The 23,388-nt window shown below is 63.4% G+C and carries 18 protein-coding genes; 13 read left to right on the top strand and 5 right to left on the bottom strand.

Translation table 11 applies throughout. From position 1 onward, the window contains the following. Nucleotides 1-48: 48 nt before the first annotated feature. Nucleotides 49-429, bottom strand: coding sequence for a YajD family HNH nuclease (locus B0E48_RS04525; RefSeq protein ID WP_077516300.1), 381 nt, complete (start codon nt 427-429; stop codon nt 49-51). A 161-nt stretch (nt 430-590) separates the two neighbouring features. Between B0E48_RS04525 and B0E48_RS04520 the strand changes: the two genes are divergently transcribed. From B0E48_RS04520 to B0E48_RS04495, 6 genes are all read left to right on the top strand, one after another. Continuing rightward, complete coding sequence (locus B0E48_RS04520; RefSeq protein ID WP_077516298.1) at nt 591-1,547, top strand: acetyl-CoA carboxylase carboxyltransferase subunit alpha; 957 nt, start codon at nt 591-593, stop codon at nt 1,545-1,547. Between the two features lie 37 nt (nt 1,548-1,584). Beyond that, complete coding sequence (locus B0E48_RS04515; protein WP_077516296.1) at nt 1,585-2,787, top strand: hypothetical protein; 1,203 nt, start codon at nt 1,585-1,587, stop codon at nt 2,785-2,787. Nucleotides 2,788-2,844: 57 nt separating this feature from the next. Beyond that, on the top strand, nt 2,845-3,585 hold the full coding sequence (locus tag B0E48_RS04510; RefSeq protein WP_077516294.1) for an NYN domain-containing protein: 741 nt from the start codon (nt 2,845-2,847) through the stop codon (nt 3,583-3,585). Further along, complete coding sequence (gene tilS, locus B0E48_RS04505; protein ID WP_077516292.1) at nt 3,582-4,883, top strand: tRNA lysidine(34) synthetase TilS; 1,302 nt, start codon at nt 3,582-3,584, stop codon at nt 4,881-4,883. The genes B0E48_RS04510 and tilS overlap by 4 nt, the downstream gene beginning before the upstream one ends. Nucleotides 4,884-5,070: 187 nt before the next feature. Further along, complete coding sequence (locus B0E48_RS04500) at nt 5,071-5,328, top strand: exodeoxyribonuclease VII small subunit (RefSeq protein ID WP_077516290.1); 258 nt, start codon at nt 5,071-5,073, stop codon at nt 5,326-5,328. After that, entirely contained in the window at nt 5,312-6,211 is a 900-nt protein-coding gene (locus B0E48_RS04495) for a farnesyl diphosphate synthase (RefSeq protein ID WP_077516288.1), read from the top strand. Before B0E48_RS04500 ends, B0E48_RS04495 begins: the two co-directional genes overlap by 17 nt. A gap of 66 nt (nt 6,212-6,277) precedes the next feature. Here B0E48_RS04495 and B0E48_RS04490 read toward each other — a convergent pair whose 3' ends face one another. Together B0E48_RS04490 and pmbA are read right to left on the bottom strand one after the other, a co-directional pair. Continuing rightward, nucleotides 6,278-6,718 (bottom strand): DUF4870 domain-containing protein, encoded by a 441-nt coding sequence (locus tag B0E48_RS04490; RefSeq protein ID WP_077516286.1) that lies wholly within the window; start codon nt 6,716-6,718, stop codon nt 6,278-6,280. Between the two features lie 113 nt (nt 6,719-6,831). Continuing rightward, complete coding sequence (gene pmbA / locus B0E48_RS04485; RefSeq protein ID WP_077516285.1) at nt 6,832-8,199, bottom strand: metalloprotease PmbA; 1,368 nt, start codon at nt 8,197-8,199, stop codon at nt 6,832-6,834. 106 nt (nt 8,200-8,305) lie between these two features. Between pmbA and B0E48_RS04480 the strand changes: the two genes are divergently transcribed. From B0E48_RS04480 to B0E48_RS04455, 6 genes are all read left to right on the top strand, one after another. Further along, complete coding sequence (locus tag B0E48_RS04480; RefSeq protein ID WP_077516284.1) at nt 8,306-8,545, top strand: DUF1653 domain-containing protein; 240 nt, start codon at nt 8,306-8,308, stop codon at nt 8,543-8,545. 29 nt (nt 8,546-8,574) lie between these two features. After that, nucleotides 8,575-9,129 carry a ribosome biogenesis factor YjgA gene (yjgA, locus tag B0E48_RS04475; protein ID WP_077516282.1) on the top strand — a complete coding sequence of 185 codons (555 nt, stop codon included), beginning with the start codon at nt 8,575-8,577 and terminating at the stop codon, nt 9,127-9,129. A gap of 329 nt (nt 9,130-9,458) precedes the next feature. Then, a complete protein-coding gene (locus tag B0E48_RS04470; protein ID WP_077516280.1) occupies nt 9,459-11,525 on the top strand; it encodes a tetratricopeptide repeat protein in 2,067 nt (688 codons plus the stop codon). Continuing rightward, on the top strand, nt 11,522-13,375 hold the full coding sequence (locus B0E48_RS04465) for a tetratricopeptide repeat protein (RefSeq protein ID WP_077516278.1): 1,854 nt from the start codon (nt 11,522-11,524) through the stop codon (nt 13,373-13,375). The genes B0E48_RS04470 and B0E48_RS04465 overlap by 4 nt, the downstream gene beginning before the upstream one ends. Before the next feature lie 282 nt (nt 13,376-13,657). Further along, nucleotides 13,658-14,230 (top strand): YkvA family protein, encoded by a 573-nt coding sequence (locus B0E48_RS04460; protein WP_077516276.1) that lies wholly within the window; start codon nt 13,658-13,660, stop codon nt 14,228-14,230. Between the two features lie 806 nt (nt 14,231-15,036). Then, entirely contained in the window at nt 15,037-16,161 is a 1,125-nt protein-coding gene (locus tag B0E48_RS04455; protein ID WP_139350142.1) for a hypothetical protein, read from the top strand. A 540-nt stretch (nt 16,162-16,701) separates the two neighbouring features. On the opposite strand, the gene tldD is transcribed toward B0E48_RS04455, so the two are convergent. Continuing rightward, a complete protein-coding gene (gene tldD / locus B0E48_RS04450) occupies nt 16,702-18,141 on the bottom strand; it encodes a metalloprotease TldD (RefSeq protein ID WP_077516273.1) in 1,440 nt (479 codons plus the stop codon). 133 nt (nt 18,142-18,274) lie between these two features. On the opposite strand from tldD, the gene B0E48_RS04445 reads away from it, so the two are divergent. Continuing rightward, nucleotides 18,275-19,462: a sterol desaturase family protein gene (locus B0E48_RS04445; protein WP_077516271.1), complete on the top strand. Its 1,188-nt coding sequence runs from the start codon at nt 18,275-18,277 to the stop codon at nt 19,460-19,462. A 1-nt stretch (nt 19,463) separates the two neighbouring features. On the opposite strand, the gene B0E48_RS04440 is transcribed toward B0E48_RS04445, so the two are convergent. Then, the gene (locus tag B0E48_RS04440; protein WP_139350172.1) at nt 19,464-23,384 is read right to left on the bottom strand and encodes a YhdP family protein; all 3,921 of its coding nucleotides are present in this window, start codon (nt 23,382-23,384) and stop codon (nt 19,464-19,466) included. Between the last annotated feature and the right edge of the window lie 4 nt (nt 23,385-23,388).

The following is a 23,388-nucleotide window of genomic DNA, read 5'->3' as shown; positions in this document are numbered from 1 at the left end:
GGCCAGAAGCATCGCGGCTGAAGCCGCTCCCACAGTGCGTCCGCGCCTCTAGGCTTTCTTGCCCCGTTCCAGCATCGCTTTCAGATCCGCGAACGGGTTGCCGGTAGCCGGCGGCGCATCCTCGACTTCCATCACGCCGCCACGCACATGGTCGATGTGCCGCGAGTGTTCGTTGTCATGGCAATACACGCACAGCAGCTCCCAGTTGCTGCCGTCCGGCGGGTTGAAGTCGTGGTCATGATTGCGATGATGCACGGTCAGTTCCTGCAGGTTTGCGCGGGTGAACTCGCGCGCGCAACGGCCGCAGATCCACGGATACATCTTCAGCGCGCGCTCGCGATAGCCCAGTTCGCGCTGCTCGGCGTTGCGCCGTGCCTCGGCCACAATGCGGTCGAGCTTGGCGTCGTCGATGGGTGGCTTGATCGGCATGGTCGGACCCGGTTAGTGCAGTGCTGGATGGGGCGGACGATAGCGCAATCGACCGGCATGCGGCAGGCATCTGTCGAACCCGTCACAGCCATACGGCGGCGTTCTCGTCTTTTCCTGCGGAACGGTATACTGACCCGCTTCTGTGCCATGAAATGCAACGAATGAACCCCAACTTCCTCGATTTCGAACAACCGATCGCCGAACTGGACGCGAAGATCGAAGAGCTTCGCCACGCCAGCACCGGCCAGGCGTTCAATATCGACGAGGAAGTCGGCCGTCTGCGCGAGAAGCTGAAGCTCAAGACCAACGAGATCTTCCGCAACCTCAACTCCTGGCAGACCACCCAGCTGTCGCGCCATCCGGCCCGGCCGTACACGCTCGACTACATCGGCGTGATCTGCGAGGAATTCCACGAACTGGCCGGCGACCGCATGTATGCGGACGACGCCGCCATCGTCGGCGGCCTCGGCCGCATCAGCGGCCGGCCGGTGGTGATCATCGGCCACCAGAAGGGCCGCAACACCAAGGACAAGGTGCGCCGCAACTTCGGCATGCCGCGCCCCGAGGGTTACCGCAAGGCGCTGCGCCTGATGAAGATGGCCGAGCGCTTCGGCCTGCCGCTGCTGACCCTGATCGACACCCCCGGAGCCTATCCCGGCGTCGGTGCCGAGGAACGCGGCCAGAGCGAGGCGATCGCCCGCAACCTGATGGAAATGGCTGAACTGAAGGTGCCGATCGTGTGCACCGTGATCGGCGAAGGCGGCTCCGGCGGCGCGCTGGCGATCGGCGTCGGCGACCGCACGCTGATGCTGCAGTACTCGACCTATTCGGTGATCTCGCCGGAAGGCTGCGCCTCGATCCTGTGGAAGAGCCCGGACAAGGTGAAGGATGCGGCCGAAGCCCTAGGAATGACGGCGCCCCGCTTGCTGGAACTGGGCCTGATCGACAAGCTGGTGCGCGAGCCGCTCGGCGGCGCCCATCGCAACCCCCGCTCAATGGCGGTGCGCCTGAAAGCCGTGCTGCTGAAGCAGCTCGACGAACTGGAAGCCATGCCGCTGCCCGACCTGCTCGAACAGCGCTACAAGCGCCTGCGCAGCTACGGCGCGTATCAGGAATAAACCTCATCCAGGGTAACGCTCAGGGAGGAGACCGCATTTGAAGCTCGTCCTGCTTGCCGCATGGTTCGTTGCAATACCGATGCTCGCCGCTGCCGGGCAGACTATCCAGACGCCGGCGCCGATCACGTCGACTGAAGCGTTGGCCCGCTATCTGCGTGATACACCGGCTGGCGATTCGCCACTGGACAAGCTTCCCACTGGGGCGAAGAAGCGTTTCCTGTCCAGCCTCGAATTCGGCAGCAAGGGCCTAGGCGGATTCGATACATCGGATCTGCAGGCGGAACTCGACGATGCCCAGATCCATCAGGTGCTTCTACTATTCGGTGCAGAAAGCTATGCATCGCAACTCCATGGCGCGCCGTCCGCACATCGCACATGCGCGATACCGAGCGACTGCCCGGAAAGCCGGATCGAGCGGCGCTTCGACCGCTTAAACGAGCTGGAACATTCGCTTGACCGCCAGCGCATTCCGGATCAGGAAAAAGGTCGAAAGCTGGCCAGTGCCTATCGCAAACTCTTTGCAGCCGAACAAACTCCCGACGAACTCAAGATCGTCTCGAACAGCGATCTGAAGCTGCTCTATCGCGCCGCCGACACAGCCTCATTGTGGTCATCTGAAGCAGTTTTCCTGCGCGACATGGCGAGTGATCACGACGAGTTGCAGCGTCGTGGCATGACCACAGCCGCCGACGTCATGCGGTTGCACGCCAAGCTGGTGACCAAACGCCAATTCGCTGAAGCCGATGCACTGGCAAGCAAGTATCCCGCAGCGGAACTGCGACCGCTGCCGGCCTTGCAGGACCGCGTCAAGCCGAACCATCAAGGCCCGACCCTGCTGACGGTGAATCCGTTGGGTACCGTCATGCAGCGGCGTCCCTTCGACATCGATGCACCGGTACAAATCGTGGTGGTGGCGGGCTGCCACTTTGCAGCCGACGCCGCGCGCGACATTCATGCCGATCCGGCGCTTGACCGGATATTCAAGCAGCACGCCATATGGCTGGGATCGCAAAACGAGAAGCTTGGCGACGTCAGTGAATGGAACCGCGAGCACCCGGGCCAGCCCATGAACATTGCATGGCAGGACAGCGAGTGGTCGATGCTCGACAGCTGGGCCATGCCCACGTTCTACATCTTTCAGCACGGCAAGTTGGTGAACAAGTTCAGCGGCTGGTCGCACGAAACGGAGCCGCGACAATTGCGTGCCGCGTTGCACCAGGTGGGTCTGCTCGACCAATGACCTGACCTGTACAGCGAGGCGCTATCATCGTTGGCGCCCTCATTGCCGGACACCGCCATGGCCCACGACACCACCAAGCTCGCCGTCCTGATCGACGCCGACAACGCGCGGCCGGCGATTGTCGAAGGCCTGCTCGCGGAGATCGCCAAGTACGGCACCGCACACGTCAAGCGCATCTACGGCGACTGGACCAAGCCCGATCTCAACGGGTGGAAGGAGGTGCTGCTGCGCCATTCGATCCAGCCGATCCAGCAGTTCCGCTACACCGTCGGCAAGAACGCCACCGATTCGGCCATGATCATCGATGCGATGGATCTGCTCTACGCCGAGCGTTTCGACGGTTTCTGCATCGTCTCCAGCGACAGCGACTTCACCCGGCTCGCCTCGCGCATCCGCGAATCCGGCCGCATCGTCTACGGTTTCGGCGAGAAGAAGACGCCCGAACCGTTCCGTACCGCCTGCGACAAGTTCATCTACACCGAAGTACTCGCCGGCACTGCCGCCACCGAAACCGAGACGGCGCCGAAGCAGCGCTCGGCCAAGGAACTGCGCGGCGACACGCACCTGATGAACCTGCTGCGTGGCGCGATCGAGGCTGCCTCGGACGACACCGGCTGGGCCGGGCTGGGCGCGATCGGCAGCATCGTCAACAAGCAGTCGCCCGACTTCGACTCGCGCAACTACGGTTATGCCAAGCTCAGCGGACTGATCCGCGGCATCGGCCTGTTCGATACCGAGGAACGCCAGATCGGCAACGGCAAGCATCTCTACGTGCGGCCCCGCACTGCCAAGAAGTGAGCAATCCGCTGCACCAGCATTTGAGTGACGCACTGGTGGCCACGCCATCTGGGTCGCTGTGCGTAGCGTTCAGCGGCGGCCCGGATTCCACCGCATTGCTGCACGCGCTGGCGCAACTGCCCGAGGCGCGTACGCGTGGCCTGCGCGCACTGCATGTCGATCATGGTCTGCATGCCGACAGCGCCGCCTGGGCCGCGCACTGCGAGCGCTTCTGCGCCACGCTGGCGCTGCCGTGCGAGGTGCTGCGCGTGCGGGTCGACACCAGCAAGGGTGAAGGACTGGAAGCGGCCGCCCGCGATGCGCGCTACACCGCCTTCGCCACGCATCTGCACGAAGGCGAATGGCTGTTGCTCGGCCACCACCGCGAGGACCAGGTCGAAACGGTCCTGCTCAAGCTGCTGCGCGGCGCCGGGCCCGACGGTCTGGGCGGCATGCGCGCCTTGCGACCGTTCGAGCGCGGCCAGTTGTGGCGGCCATTGCTGGGCCTGTCGCGACGGCAGTTGCGCGATTACATCGAGGTACACGCGCTGGATTGCATCGACGATCCTTCCAACACCGACATCCGACTCGCACGCAACCACCTGCGCCACGAGATCCTGCCTCTGTTGCTGCGATACTGGCCTCATGCGGCCGATTCGATCCTGCACAGCGCAGCACTCTGCCATACCGCCGCCGACGCCTTGCGGTCACAGTGGCTGACGGCGTTCAATCTGCTGCACGATCCCGCCACCGGCAGCCTGGATGCTGCCGGCTGGCTGGCGCTGGATCCCGCGCTACGCGAGCCGCTGCTCGATCACTGGCTGCATGCGCGCAATCTGCCCGTGCCGACCACCGCGCAGCGTCGACAGATCGAGCGTCAGTGCAGCGCGCGCACCGGCCAGTTGCCGTGCATTCGCTGGGCGGGCGCCGAGCTGCACATCTGGAAGCAGCGGCTGTGGGCATTGCCACCTGCGCGGACGATTGACTCCGACTGGCACACCTGCTGGAACGGCGAACCGCTACCCCTGCCCGACGGCGGCCAATTGTCGCTGACCGAAGCCAGCACCCGTCTGGCCGAACCGCTAAGCGTGCGCCTGCGCCAGGGCGGCGAGCGCATCAAACCAGCCGGCGATGCACATACACGCGAACTGCGTCACTTGTTCCAGCAGAGCCAGTTGCCGCCCTGGCACCGCAACGTTTGCCCATTGCTGTATGCCGGCGACGAACTGGTTGCTGTCGCCGATCGCTGGATCAGTGCCCATGGCGCTGCGATTTTCCAGCAGGCCGAGAGCAGGCCGCACTGGCAGCCAGCGCGCTGATCCGCTTCGACAGGCGGTACGGGGAGCACACCCTCTCCTCAATCCTCTCCCGCCAGCGGGAGAGGAGGCGAACGTGCCGGGCCGGGTCGCGACTTCGTACATGACTATGGCGTCGGGAATCGGGATCCCTTGATGGATCGGCTTTCTGGATTGATTCCGGACCGCCGCTGCGTTAGCGTTGCGGGCCATGGCCAAGACCGCTTCCGCATCCAGCAAGATCCCACCCGCTGCCGACTTCGAACACTCCCTCGACGAGCTGGAGCAACTGGTTGCGCGGATGGAAGGCGGCGAGATGAGCCTGGACGAATCCCTGACCTCGTTCGAGCGCGGCATCAGCCTGTACCGTCATTGCCAGCAGTCGCTGCAACAGGCCGAATTGCGCGTACGTCTGCTGCTTGACCCCGATGCCTCTGAAAGCGCCGAACCGTTTGAACCCGAACTCTGAGCTTGGTTCTGCCCTGCAAGCATTGATCGTCCGTGCCGAGCAGGCGCTGGATCGTTGCCTGCCACCGGCCGACCAATCCCCCGCTGACCTGCACAGCGCGATGCGCTACGCCGTACTCGGTGGCGGCAAGCGGCTGCGGCCGCTGCTGGTCTATGCCACGGCGCATGCGCTGGGCGAGGATGGCGTGTCACTCGATGCAGCCGCCTGTGCGGTGGAGTTGATCCACGCCTACTCGCTGGTGCACGACGACCTGCCGGCAATGGACGACGACGCGCTGCGCCGCGGCCGACCGACCTGCCACATCGTGTACGGCGAGGCGATGGCGATCCTCGCCGGCGATGCGCTGCAGGCGCTGGCGTTCGAACTGCTGGCCGACAACGCGACCCAACGGGTCGACGCGACGACCGTCGTGGCGATGTTGCGCGCGCTCGGCCGCGCCTGCGGCGCCGAGGGTATGGCCGGCGGCCAAGCACTCGACCTGGCCGCGGTCGGTCGCAAGCTGAATCTGGCCGAGCTGGAGCACATGCATGCGTGCAAGACCGGCGCACTGATCCGCGCCTCGGTGCAGCTCGGTGCACTCATCGCCGGCGCCGACGCGGACACGCTGGGTGCGCTGGATCACTATGCCCACGCGGTCGGCCTCGCTTTCCAGGTGCGCGACGACATTCTCGACGTGGAAGGCGAATCGGCGGTGATCGGCAAGACTGCCGGCAAGGACGCTGCCGCCGACAAGCCCACCTTCCCCTCGATCATCGGCCTTGACGCCTCGCGCGCACGACTGGCCGAGTTGACCGACGATGCGCTGACCGCGATCGCGCCGCTGGGCGAACGCGGTACCTTGCTGCGGGAACTGGCGCATTATTCCGCTAAACGACGGCACTGAAACTTTCATTTCACTCACAAAAAAGGCAGCCATGCGGCTGCCTTTTTTGTTGATGGCATGCGCGGATTACTTGATCAACCGCAACGTGAACGGATAGCGGTAACGCACGCCCTCGTTCGCCTTGATCGCCGCGATAATGGTGAGTACCAACCACGCGATGCCGATGATCACCCACAACGGAATCGCGAGAACCAGGCCGATGCCGAAGGTCATGATCGACAACAGCAGCAGGATCAGGAACGCGATCGCCACCGTGATGTTGAAGTTCAGCGCCTCCTTGCCCTGGTCATTGACGAACGGCATGGTGTCCTTCTTGACCAGCCAGATGATCAACGGGCCGATGAAACACCCCCAGCCATGACCGAAAGGACCGGTAACAATGGCGCCGATCAGCGCGGACAGATGCGCGAACAACGCCCACTGGCGCTCTTCGGCTGAAGGGGCCCCAACCAATGGCGGCTCGCTAGGCGGCGTGGGCGGAACGACGGACTCGGGTGGAACGCTCATGCGTATCTCCTCAAGATCGACAGATCGCCGGCCCAGCGCCGGTTTCGTGGATGCTAGCAAGCCCTGACCGGCTTGCCGAGTGAACTTACGGCACGGTTGGCGTCTTCGGCGATCTACTCGCCAGCCACCGTCATCCGCTCCAGCAGGATCGAACCGGTGAGGAGGTGCGAACGCAGGTCGACGTCGGTGCCCACCGCCACGATCCCGGCAAACATCTCGCGCAGATTCGCTGCGATGGTGATCCCTTCCACCGGATACGCGATCTGCCCGTTCTCGACCCAGAACCCGGCCGCGCCACGCGAATAATCGCCGGTGATGGTGGACACGCCCTGCCCCATCACCTCGGTCACCAGCAGGCCGGTGCCCATGCGTTGCAGCAGACCCGCGAAGTCATCCAGCGCGTGATCCGCGCTGCCAGGGTCGACGATCAGATTGTGGATGCCGCCGGCATTGCCGGTCGATTCCAGCCCCAGCTTGCGCGCGGAATAGCTGCCCAGCACGTAGCGCGCCAACACGCCGCCCTCGATCAATGCACTGTCGCGGGTTGCCACGCCTTCGGCATCGAAGCTGCTGGAGCCCTGTCCGCGCATCAACTGCGGCCGCTCGTTAATGTTGAGCCACGACGGCATCACCGATTTGCCGACGTGATCGAGCAGAAAACTGGCGCGGCGATACAGCGCGCCACCGCTGACGGCACCCAGCAGATGGCCGATCAGCCCGCGCGCCAGCTCCGGCACGAACAGCACCGGGCATTGCCGCGTCGACAGGCTGCGTGCGCCCATGCGCGCCAGCGTGCGTTCGGCGGCCCTATCGCCGAGTGCCTTCGCACTCATGAAATCACCGGCTGCACGCACGCTGTCGTACCAGTAATCGCGCTGCATGCCGTCCTCGTCGCCGGCGATCAACGCCAGCGACAGCGAATGCCGCGTGCCGCGTTCGCGTCCGACGAAGCCGTGCGAGTTCGCATACACCGACACGCCTTGGCCCGCCTGCACGCTGGCGCCGTCGGAATTGCTGATGCCGGCATGCGCACGACCGGCGTCCTCGATCTCGATGCCCAGCTCGATCGCGAGCGTGGTATCGATGTCCCACGGATGCCACAGGTCGAGATCGGGAAACGACGTGGCCATGCGCGACGGATCCGCCAGACCCGCCGCCGGATCGGCCTCGGTGTAGCGCGCGATCGCGCAAGCCTGGTCCAGCGTGGCCTGGATCGAATCCGGATGCAGGTCAGCGGTGCTGGCCGAACCCTTGCGCTGGCCGAAGTAGACGGTGAGGCCAAAACCGCGGTCGCGGGTGTGTTCGACCGTCTCCACCTCGCCCAGACGCACGTTCACGCTCAGTCCGGTGTCGATGCTGGCGGCCACCTCGGCCTGGCTGGCGCCGGCAGCACGGGCACGGCGGATCACGTCCTCGGCCAGTTCGGCCAGCCGGTCAAGTTCCTGTTGGCTGCGGTCCTGACTGATGACTACTTCGCTCACGTTGGGCTTTCCTGGGGGTTAGACGGGTAGAATAGGCGGTTCGCGGCCGCTGGACCTCCGAAATGGGGCCACGGCGACGAAATGCAAAGAGCTGCGGAGGAAGCCCATGCAACTAACCGCCGGCATCTATCGCCACTACAAGGGTCAGCGCTACCGCGTGCTGGGCACTGCCCACCACAGCGAAACGCTGGAGCCGCTGGTGGTTTATCAGGCGCTTTACGGCGATCACGGACTGTGGGTACGTCCGGCGGCAATGTTCAGCGAAACCATCGAGCTGGATGGCGAACCAATCGCCCGTTTTGCGCTGGAACAGGCCGAACCGGCGAATGACGACGACCACACCTGATCCACGTTCTATCTTCTGGAATTGAAACCGTGAGCCCGAGCCGCAGCCGCAACCAGCACGAACTCGACGAAGAGGACTACGGTCCCAGCCGCACCCAGCAACGCCGCGAAGCGCTCGCCGTGCTGGTGCTGGCGCAGCAACTGGTCGACCTGCAACCGAGCCGGCTCGCCAAGCTCGCGCTGCCGGACGACGTGCGCCACGAAATCGACGTCACCCGGCGCACCACCTCCCACGGCGCGAAGAAGCGCCAGCTCGCCTTCCTCGCCAAGGTCATGCGTCGCTTTGGCGAGGAGGATTTTGCTGCGGTACGCGCCGAACTCGGCGAGAACCGCGAGAAGCAGCGCCAGGAAAACGCCGCCATGCATCGCCTCGAAGCGATGCGCGATCGGCTGATCGCCGAAGACGAAGGCGCGTTGTCCGAACTGATCGCCGAGTATCCGCAGGTCGATCGTCAGCATCTGCGTTCGCTGGTGCGGCAGGCACGCCTGGAAAAGGAAGTCCCGAACAAGCCGCCGCGGGCGTATCGGGAAATCTTCCAGTTGTTGAAAGAGCTGGCCCAGGCCGATGCCCCGCCTGAGCCCTGAAACACGCGGGCAGCGCTGAAACACAACGTCCCACCCGCTCCTGCTCACGCTTCCATCGCCTCCCTCCCATCACATATCCGCTAAGCTTGGCCAATACAGCTCGCCAAGGTGTGACTGTGTATGGGGGAGCAAAGACATTTGCGCCTGCTTGCAACGCTGGCCAGTCGCGCCAACGCGGGAAAAGTGTGGTTCGAGTCCCTGTCGACGGATGCAGTGCGTGTGTCTTCCGCCGCCGCGCCCGATCCGACCATCCGGCACCCATCTGACACCTGCCTGAGTGCCGCCCCCGCGCTATCCAGGAACGCCGATCGCGCCGGCGCCAGGCCCGCATGAACATCGCCGCGTGGATCACCGAACTGCGCCGCCGCAACGTGCTGCGCGCGGCGGTGCTGTACGCCGGTGCGTTGTGGGCGCTGGCGCAGGGCATCTCGCAACTGGGGCCTTCGGTGGGTGCGCCGGACTGGGTGACGCGCTGGTTCCTGGTTGCGGCGTGCATCGGCTTCCCGTTCTGGCTCGCGTTTGCGTGGTTCTACGAGTTCACCCCGAGCGGCCTGAAGCGCGAAAGCGAGATCGCACCGGGTGATTCCATCGCCCACTCCACCGGCCGCAAGCTGGATTTCTGGATCATCGGCGTGCTCACCGTGGCGGTGGTGTTGCTGCTGACCGACCGCTTCGTGCTGCACAAGGATTCGGGCAAGCTCGCGATGACGCCCGCCAAATCCATCGCCGTGCTGCCGTTCGAGAACCTCAGCGACGACAAGGGCAACGCCTATTTCGCCAGCGGCATGCAGGATGAAATCCTCACCCGACTGGCCGGCATCCGCGACCTGAAGGTCATCTCGCGTACCTCGACCGAACAGTACGCGAGCCGTCCGCCGAATCTGAAGATCGTCGCCGAACAACTCGGCGTGGCCACGGTGCTCGAAGGCAGCGTGCAGAAAGCGGATGGCAAGGTGCGGATCGACCTGCAGTTGATCGATGCACAGAGCGACAGTCATCTGTGGGCACAGAACTATGACCGCGATCTCAAGGACGTGTTTGCGGTGCAGAGCGACGTCGCGGAAAAAGTCGCTGACGCGTTGAAGGCGCAGCTGCTGCCGGCCGAATCCGCACGCCTCGCCAGCGTGCCGACCCAGGATCCGGAAGCCTACGATCTGTATCTGCGTGCCGGCAACCACGCCAATCGCGCGTTCGATCAGGACGCTGTTGTCCTTGTGGAAATGCCCCAGGCGATCGTGTTGTACCAGCAGGCGTTGGAGCGCGATCCACACTTTGCGCTTGCCGCATGCGGTCTCGCGCAAGCGCAGCTATACATGTACTGGTACGCGTCCGATCACCGGGCAGCGCATCTGGCGGCGGCCAAAACAGCCGCAGAACAGGCGCTGGCCCTGCAGCCGAATCTGGGCGAAGGCCATCTGGCCCTGGCGGTCTACTATTACTGGGGACATCGCGATTACGCGCAGGCGCTGCAGCAGCTCGATCTGGCTCGCCGCACGCTGCCAAACAATGCGGACATCGAGTTCTTCGTCGCGTCCATCGCGCGCCGCCAGGGCCATTGGGACGATGCGATCGCCAGCTATCAGCGCGCCATGGTGCTCGGCCCACGCAGCTCGCAATCTCCCGGCCAGCTCGGGCAGACCTACCAGGTCCTGCGCCGCTACGCGCTGGCCGAACAGGAGTATGCCAAGGCAGCAGCCTTGACCGAGGACGCCTCCGACGAACGGGTTCGCTATGCGTTGAACGATGTGATCTGGAAGGGCAACCTGACGCCGCTGCGTTCCGCCTTGGGCGCGCTGCTTCCTGACAGCGATGGCTATGCCGGCAATGCGATCAACTTCTACCATCTGGGTTGGTGGTCGCGGGATTACCAGGCTGCCGCCGAAACATCTGAAACGAGTACCGTTGAAGACTGGATCGACCGCAGCAACGTCATCCTGCCAGCGCATCTTTATCTTGCATGGGCGTATGAGGCGCTTGGCGAACGCGCGAAGGCCACCGCGCTATACACCAGCCTGAAGGACCAGGCACAAACGACCCAGGCTGCACAACCCGACGATCCCAACGTCCATCTGACACTCGCGTTCGCCGACGCCGGGCTCGGTCTCAAACAGGACGCTGTGCGCGAAGGACAGAAGGTCGCCGCGCTGGCGCCCGTCAGCGTCGATGCACTCAGCGGCCCAGACTATCTGGTGTTCCTCGCGCAACTCGACATGCGTCTGGGCGACGACAACAGCGCACTCGACCTGCTCGACCAGTTATCCGCGATACCCGCCGGCCACGTCGCCTCGCCCGCGTTGCTGAAACTCGATCCGGTCTGGGACCCGCTGCGCAAGGATCCGCGCTTCCAGAAGCTGATCGCCGATGATGCAGCCGCGCAGGCGAAGATCACACCATGAGCAAGCCGTCCTTCCTCGCCGAACTCAAGCGCCGCAACGTGCTGCGCGCCGGCGCGCTGTATATCGGCGCCGTGTGGGCGCTGGCGCAGGGATTGGCCCAGCTGTTTCCGGTATTCGGCGTGCCCGACTGGGTGGTGCGCTGGATCGTGGTGGCGGCCACGATCGGCTTCCCGTTCTTCCTGGCATTTGCGTGGTTCTACGAGTTCACTCCGACCGGCCTCAAACGCGAAAGCGAGATCGATCCGGCCGACTCGATTACCCAGCACACCGGCAAGAAGCTCGATCGCTGGATCATCGCGATGCTGGCGCTGGCAGTGGTGCTGCTGCTGACCAACCAGTTCGTGCTGCACCGGGACGCGAACACCATCGCCGCCACCTCGGCGACCCCGGCCACACCAGGCACGCTTGCGCCGTCTCTGCTCAAGTCGATCGCCGTGCTGCCACTGCTCAATGAAAGCGGCGACCCGCATGAGGATTACTTCTCCGATGGCCTGTCCGAGGAACTGATCGCCAGCCTGGCGCAGATCGACGGCCTGAAAGTGATCGGCCGCAGCTCGTCGTTCCGCTTCAAGGGCGGAGGCGCCGACAGCAAGATGATCGGCGAGAAGCTGGGCGTCGATACGCTGCTGGAAGGCACCGTGCGCAGGCAGGGTGAACGCGTGCGCATCGTCGCCGAACTGATCAATGCCGCAGACGGCCGGGAACTGTGGTCGCAGACTTACGACCGCGAGCTGAAAGACATTTTCGCGGTGCAGGCCGGCATCGCCCAGGCCGTTGCCGATTCGCTCAAGGTGACGTTGATGTCCAGCCATGCCGGAGCGAACAGCAGGCATCATGTGCCCAGCTTTGAAACCTACGATCATTTCCTGCTGGGGCGGCAGCTGCTGACGCATAACACCGCTTCGGGTACCGCGACGACGGCCGTCGAGGCGTTCCGTCAAGCCGTCGCACTGGACCCGGACTATGCCGAGGCCTATTCCGGCCTGGCGATGGCGGAAAGTTTTGCGGCCGAAGAAAATCCGGATCCCACCCTCGCCGTACTGGGCAGGCGACGCGCAATGGCCGCCGCCGAGCGGGCGGTGGCACTCGACCCCGAGCTTGGAGACGCCTATGGCGCGCGCGGTTATCTGCGCGGCAACGATGATTGGAACTGGCAGGGCGCCGAAGTGGATCTGCTCAAGGCGGTCAGCCTCGATCCCGGGGATGGCAGAAACCAGCTGCGTTACGGCTATCTGCTGGCGGCGCTGGACCGCCTGCCGGAGGCAAGCGACGCTCTCGAAAAATGCACGAATCATGATCCACTGTTCCCGCCCTGCTGGTACTGGCTGGGGCGAATCAGGACCGCCCAGGCCGATTACGAGGGTGCGCGCCAGACGATGAAACGCGTGCTGGCCATCGATCCCGAATTCAGGCTCGCATCGTCCTACCTCGGAATCCTGTCGCTGCTGCAAGGCGACCCTGCCGCTGCACGGCAGATGTTTGCCCGACTGGACAGGCCGGCGGGACTGGCCATGGCCGAACACGATCTCGGTCATGCCGCACAATCGAAGTCCGCGCTGGATCGGTTGATCGCCACCCACGCGATGGACAGTGCCTATCTGATCGCGACCGTCTATGCCTGGTCAGGCGACCACGACGTGGCCTTCGCATGGTTGGAGCGGGCCATCAAGCAGCACGATAGCGAGCTGGTGGGTTTGACGTATGACCCGCTGTTGCGCGGGCTGTACGCCGATCCGCGCTTCGCCGCGTTCTGCCGGAAAGTCGGATTGCCGGCGCCTGGAAAAAAGCCGACAAGCGCGGCAACGACGGCCTCGGCAGCACCCGTCTCCACCAGCGAACGCATGCCATGAACGTGCCACTCGCTCTCTGCCGTTTCGGCTCAGCCAGGTCATCCCGGTGTCGCTGCAAGTCTCCGGATGACCGCCATGGGCCGGCTCTCCAAGCTTCCCTGCTGTCAGGAAAAATCCCGGCTCCATCTGCTGGACGGCTATCTGCCCAGCATGGTCGCTGGAGTCGCGCGCTGACTGACCGTGCCACCGGCCGGATTGCATACGGCCCAGGTGCAATTGACGGCCATGCACGACTGGCATAGGCTGGCCGATACTTCTTACACGCCTTGTGAATAGCCGACCATGAGTATGGATATCAGCATCTCCTTGAGTGACGCCGACCTCAAGCTTTTTGTCGATGGCATGAAGAGCGCGCAAAAAAAGGTCGACAAGCTGGATCCGCTCAGCATTGTCGGTGCCGCGCGCAAGCTGCTGGAAGACACTACCGGCCGCACCCTGCCGGATTTCGTCAGCACCCGCATGAAGCATGTGGAAACCATGATCGAGATGGTCGAGGATGCCGGCTTCGGCCTGCCGGAACCAGATCGTGAAAACGTGCTGGCTGCACTGACCTATTTCACCAGCCCGGACGACATCATCCCTGACAATGTGCCGGTGCTCGGCTTCCTCGACGATGCGATCATGATCGAGTTGTGCGTGCGCGATCTGAAGCCCGAGATCGAGGGTTATCGCGACTTCCGTTTCTGGCGCGACAACGAAGCCTCACGGCGCGGCGTGAATGCCGCCGAACTCATGCTGACCCGGGTCGAGTGGGCCGAGGCGCGGCGAGTGGAGATCCTCGAACGCATCCACCGGCGTCGCGAAGAGTCGTATACCGGCGGCAAGTGGTCGCCGCTGTTGTTCCACGTGCATTGACCGCGACGCTGGATCTGCATGTTGCGAAGGGCGCCTCGGCGCCCTTCGTCGTTTGAGCCGGCGCAGCGCGCAATGTCCGGCTTGCCAAGGAGGCAGGCACCACCTCTGCGAGTGCGCTCTGTCCCTGAGGTTGACCGAAAGCCAAGTGCTCCGCGACAGGCGCATGTAGGAGCGACTTCAGTCGCGATGCTGTGGCAGTCAGAGCGAAGAGCTTTCGTCCTCCTTCGGAGGGCGAGTCACTTCTCTTTTGCTTGTCCAAACGAGAAGTAACCAAGAGAAAACGACACCCCGCTTGGCGCTTGCCGCCCATCCATGGGCGGCAAGTCCGTGAGTCGGGGCCGGGCTTTTCGACAGGACTCCTGTCCTGACGAAAAGGAGTCGACATCCCTGTCGACTCCCCTGCGGGCCTGTCGTCCCCACCTCACCGCCGCACAGGGGCCCCGATAGAGCAGCGGGCCATCGTGGCCCGCACTATTCAGAAGAGCCCGATCAAGAATCCGCAGAGCAGCGGCTGAAGAATTTTAATCGGACAAGCCGCTCAGCCGAAGGTTGATAATTCTTCTAGCGAGCGAAACCAACTATCGCTCCAATCGCAATATGGTCTTAAATGTCTATTTTCGACCCGAAGTAAACCATGGCTTGCCTACTTGACTGACTAGTCCACACAATGTTCCTGAATGCAGAAAGGTGTATGGAAAATCGAGCGCCATATTAGCGGTTCTATTTTGGCTATCAGATTTTCTCCCCACTTACGCCATTAGAACGGCATGGATGCTATTGCATACTGGTGTAAACAGGGGATTGAGATGAAACGACGCATTGCGGGTTTGTTGTGGGCGGTTTTGTCACTGGTTTGCTGCGGGACAGTGGCCGCCCAGCCATCTCCCCATATTTTCGGCAGGGTGTCGGCTCCGGAATGTATGGATGCGATGGCTATCGCCAAACATATGTACGCATCCACTTCAGCTTATGTCTACGCACCTCTGCAACTGCCTGACCATCTGGGCAGCACCATAGTCCTTGGCGCAGCGGACGTAGACATCTCTGGCGGCGATGCGATCCCTGAAAGCACCGATCACTTCGGAAACCCGTTTCCGGATCTGAAGGACCCGTCATATCGGCACATTCACTGGGGCAGAGATGTCACCACCGCTGGACGGATCGTCATCACCGCGGATAGCGCTGGTTGGCGTGGAGACATGTACTCGCTCTACGTCCTTCAGAGCGACGTTACGCCGGAGCAATTCCACGCTGATCTGGCAGATACCAATCCGCGTCATCGTTACAAGCCCTTGTTGGATCGCGGGTGGCGAACACCGCTGGTTTTTTTGTCCAACACCACCGAAAAGTCATGGTTCATTATCGTCGATGAACCATACGAGCCGATCGGACAGTGGGAGGTCTATTTGGCTGATGACGATGGCTTCAAGTCAGCATGCCAAATCAAATTCTGGCCGGAACAGGGTCAAGCTAGGGCGCCACGCATTCTTCCGGAAGAAGTCAGACAGCTTGCTAAACTTTTGGACCAGACGCTGGGCTATGGCCCTGAGGAAGGTACGCTGCAGCCCACAGCGAGCCTTCGTATGTATTCGCAGCATATCTGGAGAAATGTTGTGTATCGTCCTTGGGCTTTGTCGGACAAAGACACATACAACTCAAAGGATCAGGCTGACGAGGGATTGTTGCAGTGGTCGCAAACTGGACCTTCTTCTGCTCGCCTGTACGCACGAATCAAGCGCGCTTATCCGGCGGCAGAATTAGCGCTAGCAAGGTATTACGAATCCCAGTTCAAGTTGCCGAAAGAACAGGCCAAGATAGTTGCGCGCTGGAACTTGGATGTTGCTTATCGCTCCAACTTCTCATTCAGTGGTGGTACGCCACTCTTCATGCGAGGGAAGGATGTCAGCCCTAATCCTTGGGTTAGTCAATGAGCAGATGCGCGATGTTGATCCCAAAAAAACGGCCAAAGCGCACCTCAAATAGCCGCTGTCGTGAGGATTGAAAGAGACTACGACCACCTCGTCCTAGCCGATAGCAGACATTTGCAGCAACAGGAACTCGCAACCTAATTCGAGGACTTGGCATTTCGGCCCTTCAGCTCTCGCAACCGCGCAGCGGTTGCGCACCGAGTGCGGGACAGGATGGCCCGCTGCTCTACCCGGGGCCCCTGTGCGGCGGTGAGTCGGGGACGACAGGCCGCGCAGCGGGAGGCGACAAGGATGTCGACTCCTTTTCGCTCGGACGGGAGTCCGATCGAAAAGCCCGACACCGGCTCACGGACTTGCCGGGCATGGATGCCCGGCAAGCGCCAAGCGGGGTGTCGTTTTCTCTTGGTTACTTCTCTTTTGGACAAGCAAAAGAGAAGTAACTCGCCCTCCGAAGGAGGGTGAAAGCTCTTCGCTCTAAAACGAGAGAGCAGATGCGATTCCGGCCTTCGCCGGAATGACGAGCATGGGGTGTGAGGCCAAAACTTACGAGGCCGTCCCACCCACCGTCATCGAATCAATCTTCAACGTCGGCTGACCCACGCCGACCGGCACACTCTGCCCATCCTTGCCGCACACGCCCACACCTTCATCCAGTGCCAGATCGTTGCCAATCATCGACACCCGATTGAGCACATCCGGACCGGAGCCAATCAACGTGGCACCCTTCACCGGCCGTGTGATCTTGCCGTCCTCGATCAGATACGCCTCGCTAGCGGAGAAAGTGAACTTGCCGTTGGTGATGTCGACCTGGCCGCCGCCGAAATTCGGTGCGTACAAACCCTTCTTGACCGAGCGGATGATCTCGGCCGGATCGTGCGAGCCGGCGAGCATGTAGGTGTTGGTCATGCGCGGCATCGGCAGGCTGGTGAACGATTCGCGGCGGCCGTTGCCGGTCGGCGCCATGCCCATCAGGCGCGCATTGAGTTTGTCCTGCATGTAGCCTTTCAGGATGCCATCTTCGATCAGGGTGGTGCATTCGGTCGGCGTGCCTTCGTCATCGATGCTGAGCGAGCCGCGACGACCCGGCAGGGTGCCGTCGTCGACGATGGTGACGCCTTTCGCGGCCACGCGCTGGCCGATACGACCGGAGAACGCGGAGCTGCCCTTGCGGTTGAAGTCGCCTTCGAGGCCGTGGCCGATCGCCTCGTGCAGCAGCACGCCGGGCCAGCCGGGTCCGAGCACCACGGTCATGTTGCCGGCCGGGGCATCGACCGCATCCAGATTCACCAGCGCCTGACGCACTGCCTCGTCGGCGAACGCGAGCGCACGGCCGTTCTCGATCAATTCACGGTAGCCGTAACGACCACCGCCACCGGAGTTGCCCTGCTCGCGCCGGCCGTTCTGCTCGGCAATCACCTGCACGCTGAGCCGCACCAGCGGGCGTACGTCGGCGGCGAGGGTGCCGTCGGAGGCGGCGATCAGGATCGTGTCGATGGTGGCGGCGAGACTGACGATGACCTGCTTGACGCGCGGATCGCGCGAGCGCGCATAGGCATCGACCTCGCGCAGCAACGCAATCTTGTCGGGATTCGGCAGGCTCTCGACCGGATCGATCGCCGGATACAGCTGACGCGCGCCGTTCAGTGCCAGCGGCTTGCCGGCGCCATTGCCGTCGTGCGCGATCGCACGCGCGGCTTTCGAGGCTTCCAGCAACTGCGGCAGCACGATCTCGTCGGAATAGGCGAAGCCGGTCTTCTCGCCGCTGATCGCGCGCACGCCCACGCCCTGCTCGATTGAATGGCTGCCGTCCTTGACGATGCCCTCTTCCAGCAGCCACGACTCGCTGCGCGAATGCTGGAAGTACAGGTCGGCGGCGTCGATCGACGGGCCCATCAGCTGGGTGAATACGCGGTCGAGGTCGCCGGTGGCGATGCCGCCGGGGGACAACAATTTGCTTTCGGCTAGCGCGATCAGGGAATCCATGGGGCTTTGTTCGTCTGCGGTCGTTCTGGAACTATCCCACATGGGGTTGCCGCCGGCCGCTTTAAAGCCTCGGCGCGGGCGCTGGGCTACCATGCACGGCAATGCCAGCCGGCGCCCGACGTGAAGGATCACCATGAGCGAACACTCCAAACGCGAAGCCATTGGCCGCGCCGTCAAGGCGCCAGTCGCGGAAACCCGCGCACTGCTGAACGACGCCGGCGAGATGAAGGCGGGCCAAGGCTGGATCACCAGCACGATTGCGCTGTCGCTGGGCTTCCTGTGCCTGCTGGCGGTGCTCGCGTTCCACTTCCCGCAATACCTGACCACGCCGGACCTGCGCCACAAGTATTCGGTCGACGTAATCCGACAGTTGCTGCTGGTCGGATTGCTGGTGGCCGGCGGCATCTCGCTGGGCAATCTGATCCTCAACCGCCAGCGCAACCTCAACATCGTGGCGTTCCTGCTGGTATTTGCGGCGGTCGCGCTGGGTGGCTCGCGCGTGCCGGTGGGCAACTTTCCGGATCACACGCCGTATATCGGGCTGGACTGGTTCATCCTCGACCTGCTCGGCTCGACCCTGATCTTCGTGGTGATCGAGAAACTGTTTCCGCTGTACAAGGGCCAGGCGATCTTCCGCAAGGAATGGCAGACCGATCTGAAGCACTTCGCGGTGAACCATTTCATCGTGGGGCTGGCGCTGCTGACGGTGAATTTCCTGCTGCACCACCTGTTCGGCTGGCTGGTCAGCAGCCACTTCCAGCAGACCGTGCGTGACATCCCGTTCCTGCCGCAGCTGCTGCTGTGCGTGCTGGTCGCGGACATGGCGCAGTACTGGACGCACCGCGCGTATCACGAGGTGCCGTTCCTGTGGCGCTTCCATTCCGTGCATCACAGCGTGAAGACGATGGACTGGCTGGCCGGCTCACGCCAGCACATGCTGGAGCTGATCTTCACCCGCGTGTGCGTGCTGGCGCCGCTGTATATCCTCGGTTTCAGCGAGGCGGCGATGAACGGTTATATCCTGATCGTCGGCTTCCAGGCGGTGTTCAACCACGCCAACGTGCATCTGCCGTGGGGACCGCTGCGCTACGTGCTGGTGACGCCAGATTTCCACCACTGGCACCACGCCTCCGATGACGAGGCGATCGACAAGAACTACGCCGCGCACTATGCGTTTCTCGACTACCTGTTCGGCACCGCGGTGAAGTCGAAAAACAAGTTCCCGGAGCAGTACGGCGTGGTCGGCGATTACATGCCGGACGGCTTCGTGAAGCAGCAGCTGTTTCCGTTCCGGCGCCAGCGCGAGACGACGAAACCCTGACTCAGTGGCTACCCGTGCTGCTGGCAGGCGCAGGAATGGCTGGTGCGGGGCTGGCCAGTGGCGGCAGCACACTCGACGTCGGCGCGGGCAACAGTGACGGCGCGGTCAGCGCCGGCTTGAGCTGGATATCGCGCTTCTCCACCAGTGTCATCACCGGTTTATCCCAGGTACCGGTGATGTGGTAGCGCCGGATGGCCGCATGATTCAGGCCCTTGCCGAGCAACCCCTGCACGGCAAACCCGGCAGCCGCCCCGATCGGACCGCCCACCACGGCGCCGACGAGGGGCAGGCTGTTGCCGACATGCGGGGTCTCCAGCATCTGTTGGTCGTAGTCCTTTGCACGCAGGCCCGTGCGACCGCTGATGCGAATGTTCGCCGCCGGACCATTGATCTCCATATTGCTGGTCGTGGCATTGCCATTGGCAAGTTTGAAGTCACCGGTAATCGAATCGAACGCAAATCCCTTGCCGAACACGTCGCCAAAATCCAGGCTGAGCCGGCGTGGCAATTCGCCCAGCGAGACGAGCCCAAGCAGCCGCCCCGCCCCGGGCGATGCATCCGGGATGCGACCGTCGCTGACGTGGATGCTCAGCGTGCCGTCCATCGTGGCCAGCGACAGTGCGATCGGTGAACCAGGCCAGCTTGCATCGAGCTGGTCCTGCGTCTTGCCACCTTGCACCAGTCCGTCGTAACCCAGGGCGCTCAGCATCGCACCAAGGTCCTCGGCTGAAAAACTGATCTTCATCTGCGTATGGCTGTCGGTGGCGCTGCCGTTCCAGTCGCCGCTGGCATTGATCTGTACCTGACTGGACAGCGCGCGCAGTTGTTCGATGTGCTGGCCATTGGCTGTCGGCCATGTTTCCAGGCGTGCCTCACCAAGCTTCGCATCACCGATGCGCAGGTCGCTCACCCACAGATGAAAGGGCGGCAGCGCGGCCGGATTGATACCGGTATTGGCGGGATTGCCCGTGGGCGCGGGCGCACTCGCGGCAGCCGGAGCCACCGTGCCGGCCGGTGCCGGCTGGCTCTTCGGCCAGTACAGCCGCTGCAATCGCGCGGTGATGCCACGCTTGTTCAGGTCCTGCATCGGTACGCTGAAATTGCCGGCGAGCGCAGCGCCATCCACGTCCATACTCAGCATGTCGGCTTGTGGCGTGGCCTTGATCTTCATCGCCCCCACCGTTTGGCCGAACAACTGCGCCTGATCAGTAGTGACGTCGATGCTTTCCAGCCCCGGGCCGTTGCCGCCGCTGCCGGCAACGGTGCGTTGCACCCAGCCGGTAACATCCAGTTCGTTGGCATGGCCGCGAATGCGCAGGTCGCGCGCCGGCAACGCCTCCGGCATCTGGTTGCCGAACGCGATAGTGGCTGCCAGCGGCTGTTTCGAATCCGCGGTGGACAGACGAAAATGCGCGCGCATCACCTGCCCCAATGCCACTTGCAGATCGCTACCGCTGATCGGCAAGCCCATCGTCATGTGCAGTGGCAGGTTGGCTGGCGCCGGCTTGTCCAGCGGTGCCGGCAGATTCAGCGTTATCCCGCTAAGCGGCGAGTCGATGGTGAGGGTCTGTGCCAGCGCGGCGTGGCCGGCAATTTTCGCAATCGCAAAGCCGATGCTGAAGTCGCTGCGCCCATCGGCCAGCTGGCCCAGCCAGTCCAGCGACGGATAGTCCTGCACCAGTTCGGCCACCTTGTAGCTGCCTTGCAACTGCGCAGAGAACACGGTGCTCGGATCGCTATTGGCCCCGGCGATCGCCAGTTGCAGCTTGGACGGCTGGCCGCGAAAACCCGCACTCAAGGCACTGGCCTGCATGCCGTGCAGGTCGAAGCGCAGTGGCCCGTTGATCTTGTCCAGCTTGAGGTTCCACTCCGGCGCGCTGAGGTCGGCATCCTGGAGTTGGGCGGCGCCGCTGAGCTGGGCGTCTTCGATCTTTTTCAGCGGCATGCTCAGGTGGAAATCGAAGCTGCCGGTGCCGCCCAGATTCAGCTTGGCCAGCGTGTCGGCCTGATGGATGCCGATCGGGCTCTTGCTCACGAAGTTCATCAGGCTCGCTCCGCTGCCGCTGCCCTGCACGTTGAGGTCGAGCAAACCCTCGCCGAAATCCGGGATCAACGCGACGGCCTTGTCCGCCTTCACGCCGAGCGACTGACCGCCGCTGGCCTCGATCAGCATGCCGCTGTTGACGAAGCTGGCCACCGCGCTGACACCTTCCGCGTGCGGCCACGCATCGCCGTAGTCGAAGGTGAGGTCACTGATCTGCGCATGTGCCTCAAAGCGACCTTCGTTGTGATGGAACGGCCAGTCCGCCAAGTCGCCACGCACCAGTACTTGCGCCTGGTCGATATGGCCGGCCACCAACGCCCGGTCCAGCCACGCGACGGTGCCCGGCGGCAACACGCTGACCGGCCAGAACAGCTTGGCCGCCGGCACGTCGGCTTGATCCACCGCAGCGTACAAATCGAGGAACGGCGCGCCGCCTTGCGTCGGCAGGATCGCCTCGCCACGGGCCTGACCGGCGTAGCCGGCACCGCCGAAATCAAGCGTATCGGCCCCGATATGCCAGCCGTCGTCCTGTGACCAGAACGCCAGCGTGCCGGTCAGCTTCGACAGCACGAATGGCTGGCGGAACAGATGTGGAAATTGCAGCGTGGCGGGTTGATCGGGCAACTCCAGCGACACCGCCTCGGCATCGCCACGCAGCTCGCCATGCAGATCACCCACGCCTGGCAGTTTGCCGACCGGGTCGATACCCAGATCCTTGAAGGTCACATCCGCCGCGCTTAACCCGTTGGCCTGACTCCACTGCAACGCGACCGTGCTCAGATCGCCGCGCGGATGGCCGCTGCCGAGCCACTGCGCCAGGCCCGGTGGCACGTCCGGCGCCAATGCCAGCCAAGGCAGCAATGGGGCCAGCTGCAGCTCGCGCGCAGCGACGCCGACGCTGAGCTGTGGGCCGCCAGGTTGATGCAGGCTCAGCGCCAGCGCGCTGCCGCCGTCGTCGGCCCAGCGCACATCGTAGCCATCCTTGGTCTGTCGCATTCCAGCCAGTCCATGCAGACTCGGCACGCTGGCCGTGGCACCCGCCGGCGAAGTCACTGCCAGTGCGTCCAGGTCGAAACGGATCAGGCTGTTGGTCAACTGGCCTTTGTGCCAGTCCAGCCACGCGGACAATCGACCATGGCCTTGATCGGCCGTATAGCCGCCCATATCGATGCCATCCAGCAACGGCTTGAGCTCGACATCGGCAGCGCCCAACCAGATCTGGCCGCTGCTGCCGTCGTCACGGAAGCGACCAGCCGCGCGCAAGGCGGTGTCCACGCCACCACGCTGCAACCGGCCGCCGAAGCGGATCTGGCTGCCTTGCCGACTCAGCCGTAATTGTGGGGCCAGCAAGATGTAGTGCTTGCCGCGAACGGTGTCGGTGATATCCAGCCGCAGGTCTTCCAGCCACAGATCCAGTGAAAGCCGACCCGGCGAGAACGGTTGCTTGTTGGTGCCACCGGCGACGCCGATGCCGTTGATGTGCCAGCCAGCGGTGTCCCGCGCCAGATCCAGTTGCAGGCCACGCACGTGCAGGTTGAGCAGGTGCCGCGATGGCAGCAGCCAGCCGCCAAAATCCAGCTTCAGTTCGGACTCCGGAAGCTGCAGTACGGTGCCTTGCTCGCCAGGTGCCGCACCCACGGTCACGTTGTGCATGATGAACAGCGGACCGGACGGTGCCCAGCGTCCTTCCATGGAAGTGAACGTGACTGGCCGCTGTATACGCTGACTGAGCTGTGCGGCCACCCACGCCGGGTGCCGCGCCAGCAGCGGCAGCAGCAGTTGCGACAACGCCATCAGCACGGCCAGCAGAATCACCGTGACGCCTGCTACCCAGCCCAGTGCACGGGCGCAAAAATGCGGCCAGCGCAGCCACCGCATGTTC

It is taken from the genome of Rhodanobacter sp. C03 (assembly GCF_002001175.1).
Taxonomy (GTDB): Bacteria; Pseudomonadota; Gammaproteobacteria; order Xanthomonadales; family Rhodanobacteraceae; genus Rhodanobacter.
The sequence above is the reverse complement of the archived record's forward strand: the minus strand, read 5'-3'. Positions and strand labels throughout refer to the sequence as shown.

Bases quoted from the DNA above. Each gene is read 5' to 3' on its own strand.
- B0E48_RS04525 (WP_077516300.1), bottom strand. From the start codon at position 429: ATGCCGATCAAGCCACCCATCGACGACGCCAAGCTCGACCGCATTGTG.
- B0E48_RS04520 (WP_077516298.1), top strand. From the start codon at position 591: ATGAACCCCAACTTCCTCGATTTCGAACAACCGATCGCCGAACTGGAC.
- B0E48_RS04510 (WP_077516294.1), top strand. From the start codon at position 2,845: ATGGCCCACGACACCACCAAGCTCGCCGTCCTGATCGACGCCGACAAC.
- B0E48_RS04500 (WP_077516290.1), top strand. From the start codon at position 5,071: ATGGCCAAGACCGCTTCCGCATCCAGCAAGATCCCACCCGCTGCCGAC.
- B0E48_RS04490 (WP_077516286.1), bottom strand. From the start codon at position 6,718: ATGAGCGTTCCACCCGAGTCCGTCGTTCCGCCCACGCCGCCTAGCGAG.
- B0E48_RS04480 (WP_077516284.1), top strand. From the start codon at position 8,306: ATGCAACTAACCGCCGGCATCTATCGCCACTACAAGGGTCAGCGCTAC.
- B0E48_RS04470 (WP_077516280.1), top strand. From the start codon at position 9,459: ATGAACATCGCCGCGTGGATCACCGAACTGCGCCGCCGCAACGTGCTG.
- B0E48_RS04465 (WP_077516278.1), top strand. From the start codon at position 11,522: ATGAGCAAGCCGTCCTTCCTCGCCGAACTCAAGCGCCGCAACGTGCTG.
- B0E48_RS04460 (WP_077516276.1), top strand. From the start codon at position 13,658: ATGAGTATGGATATCAGCATCTCCTTGAGTGACGCCGACCTCAAGCTT.
- B0E48_RS04455 (WP_139350142.1), top strand. From the start codon at position 15,037: ATGAAACGACGCATTGCGGGTTTGTTGTGGGCGGTTTTGTCACTGGTT.
- tldD (WP_077516273.1), bottom strand. From the start codon at position 18,141: ATGGATTCCCTGATCGCGCTAGCCGAAAGCAAATTGTTGTCCCCCGGC.
- B0E48_RS04445 (WP_077516271.1), top strand. From the start codon at position 18,275: ATGAGCGAACACTCCAAACGCGAAGCCATTGGCCGCGCCGTCAAGGCG.
- B0E48_RS04440 (WP_139350172.1), bottom strand. From the start codon at position 23,384: ATGCGGTGGCTGCGCTGGCCGCATTTTTGCGCCCGTGCACTGGGCTGG.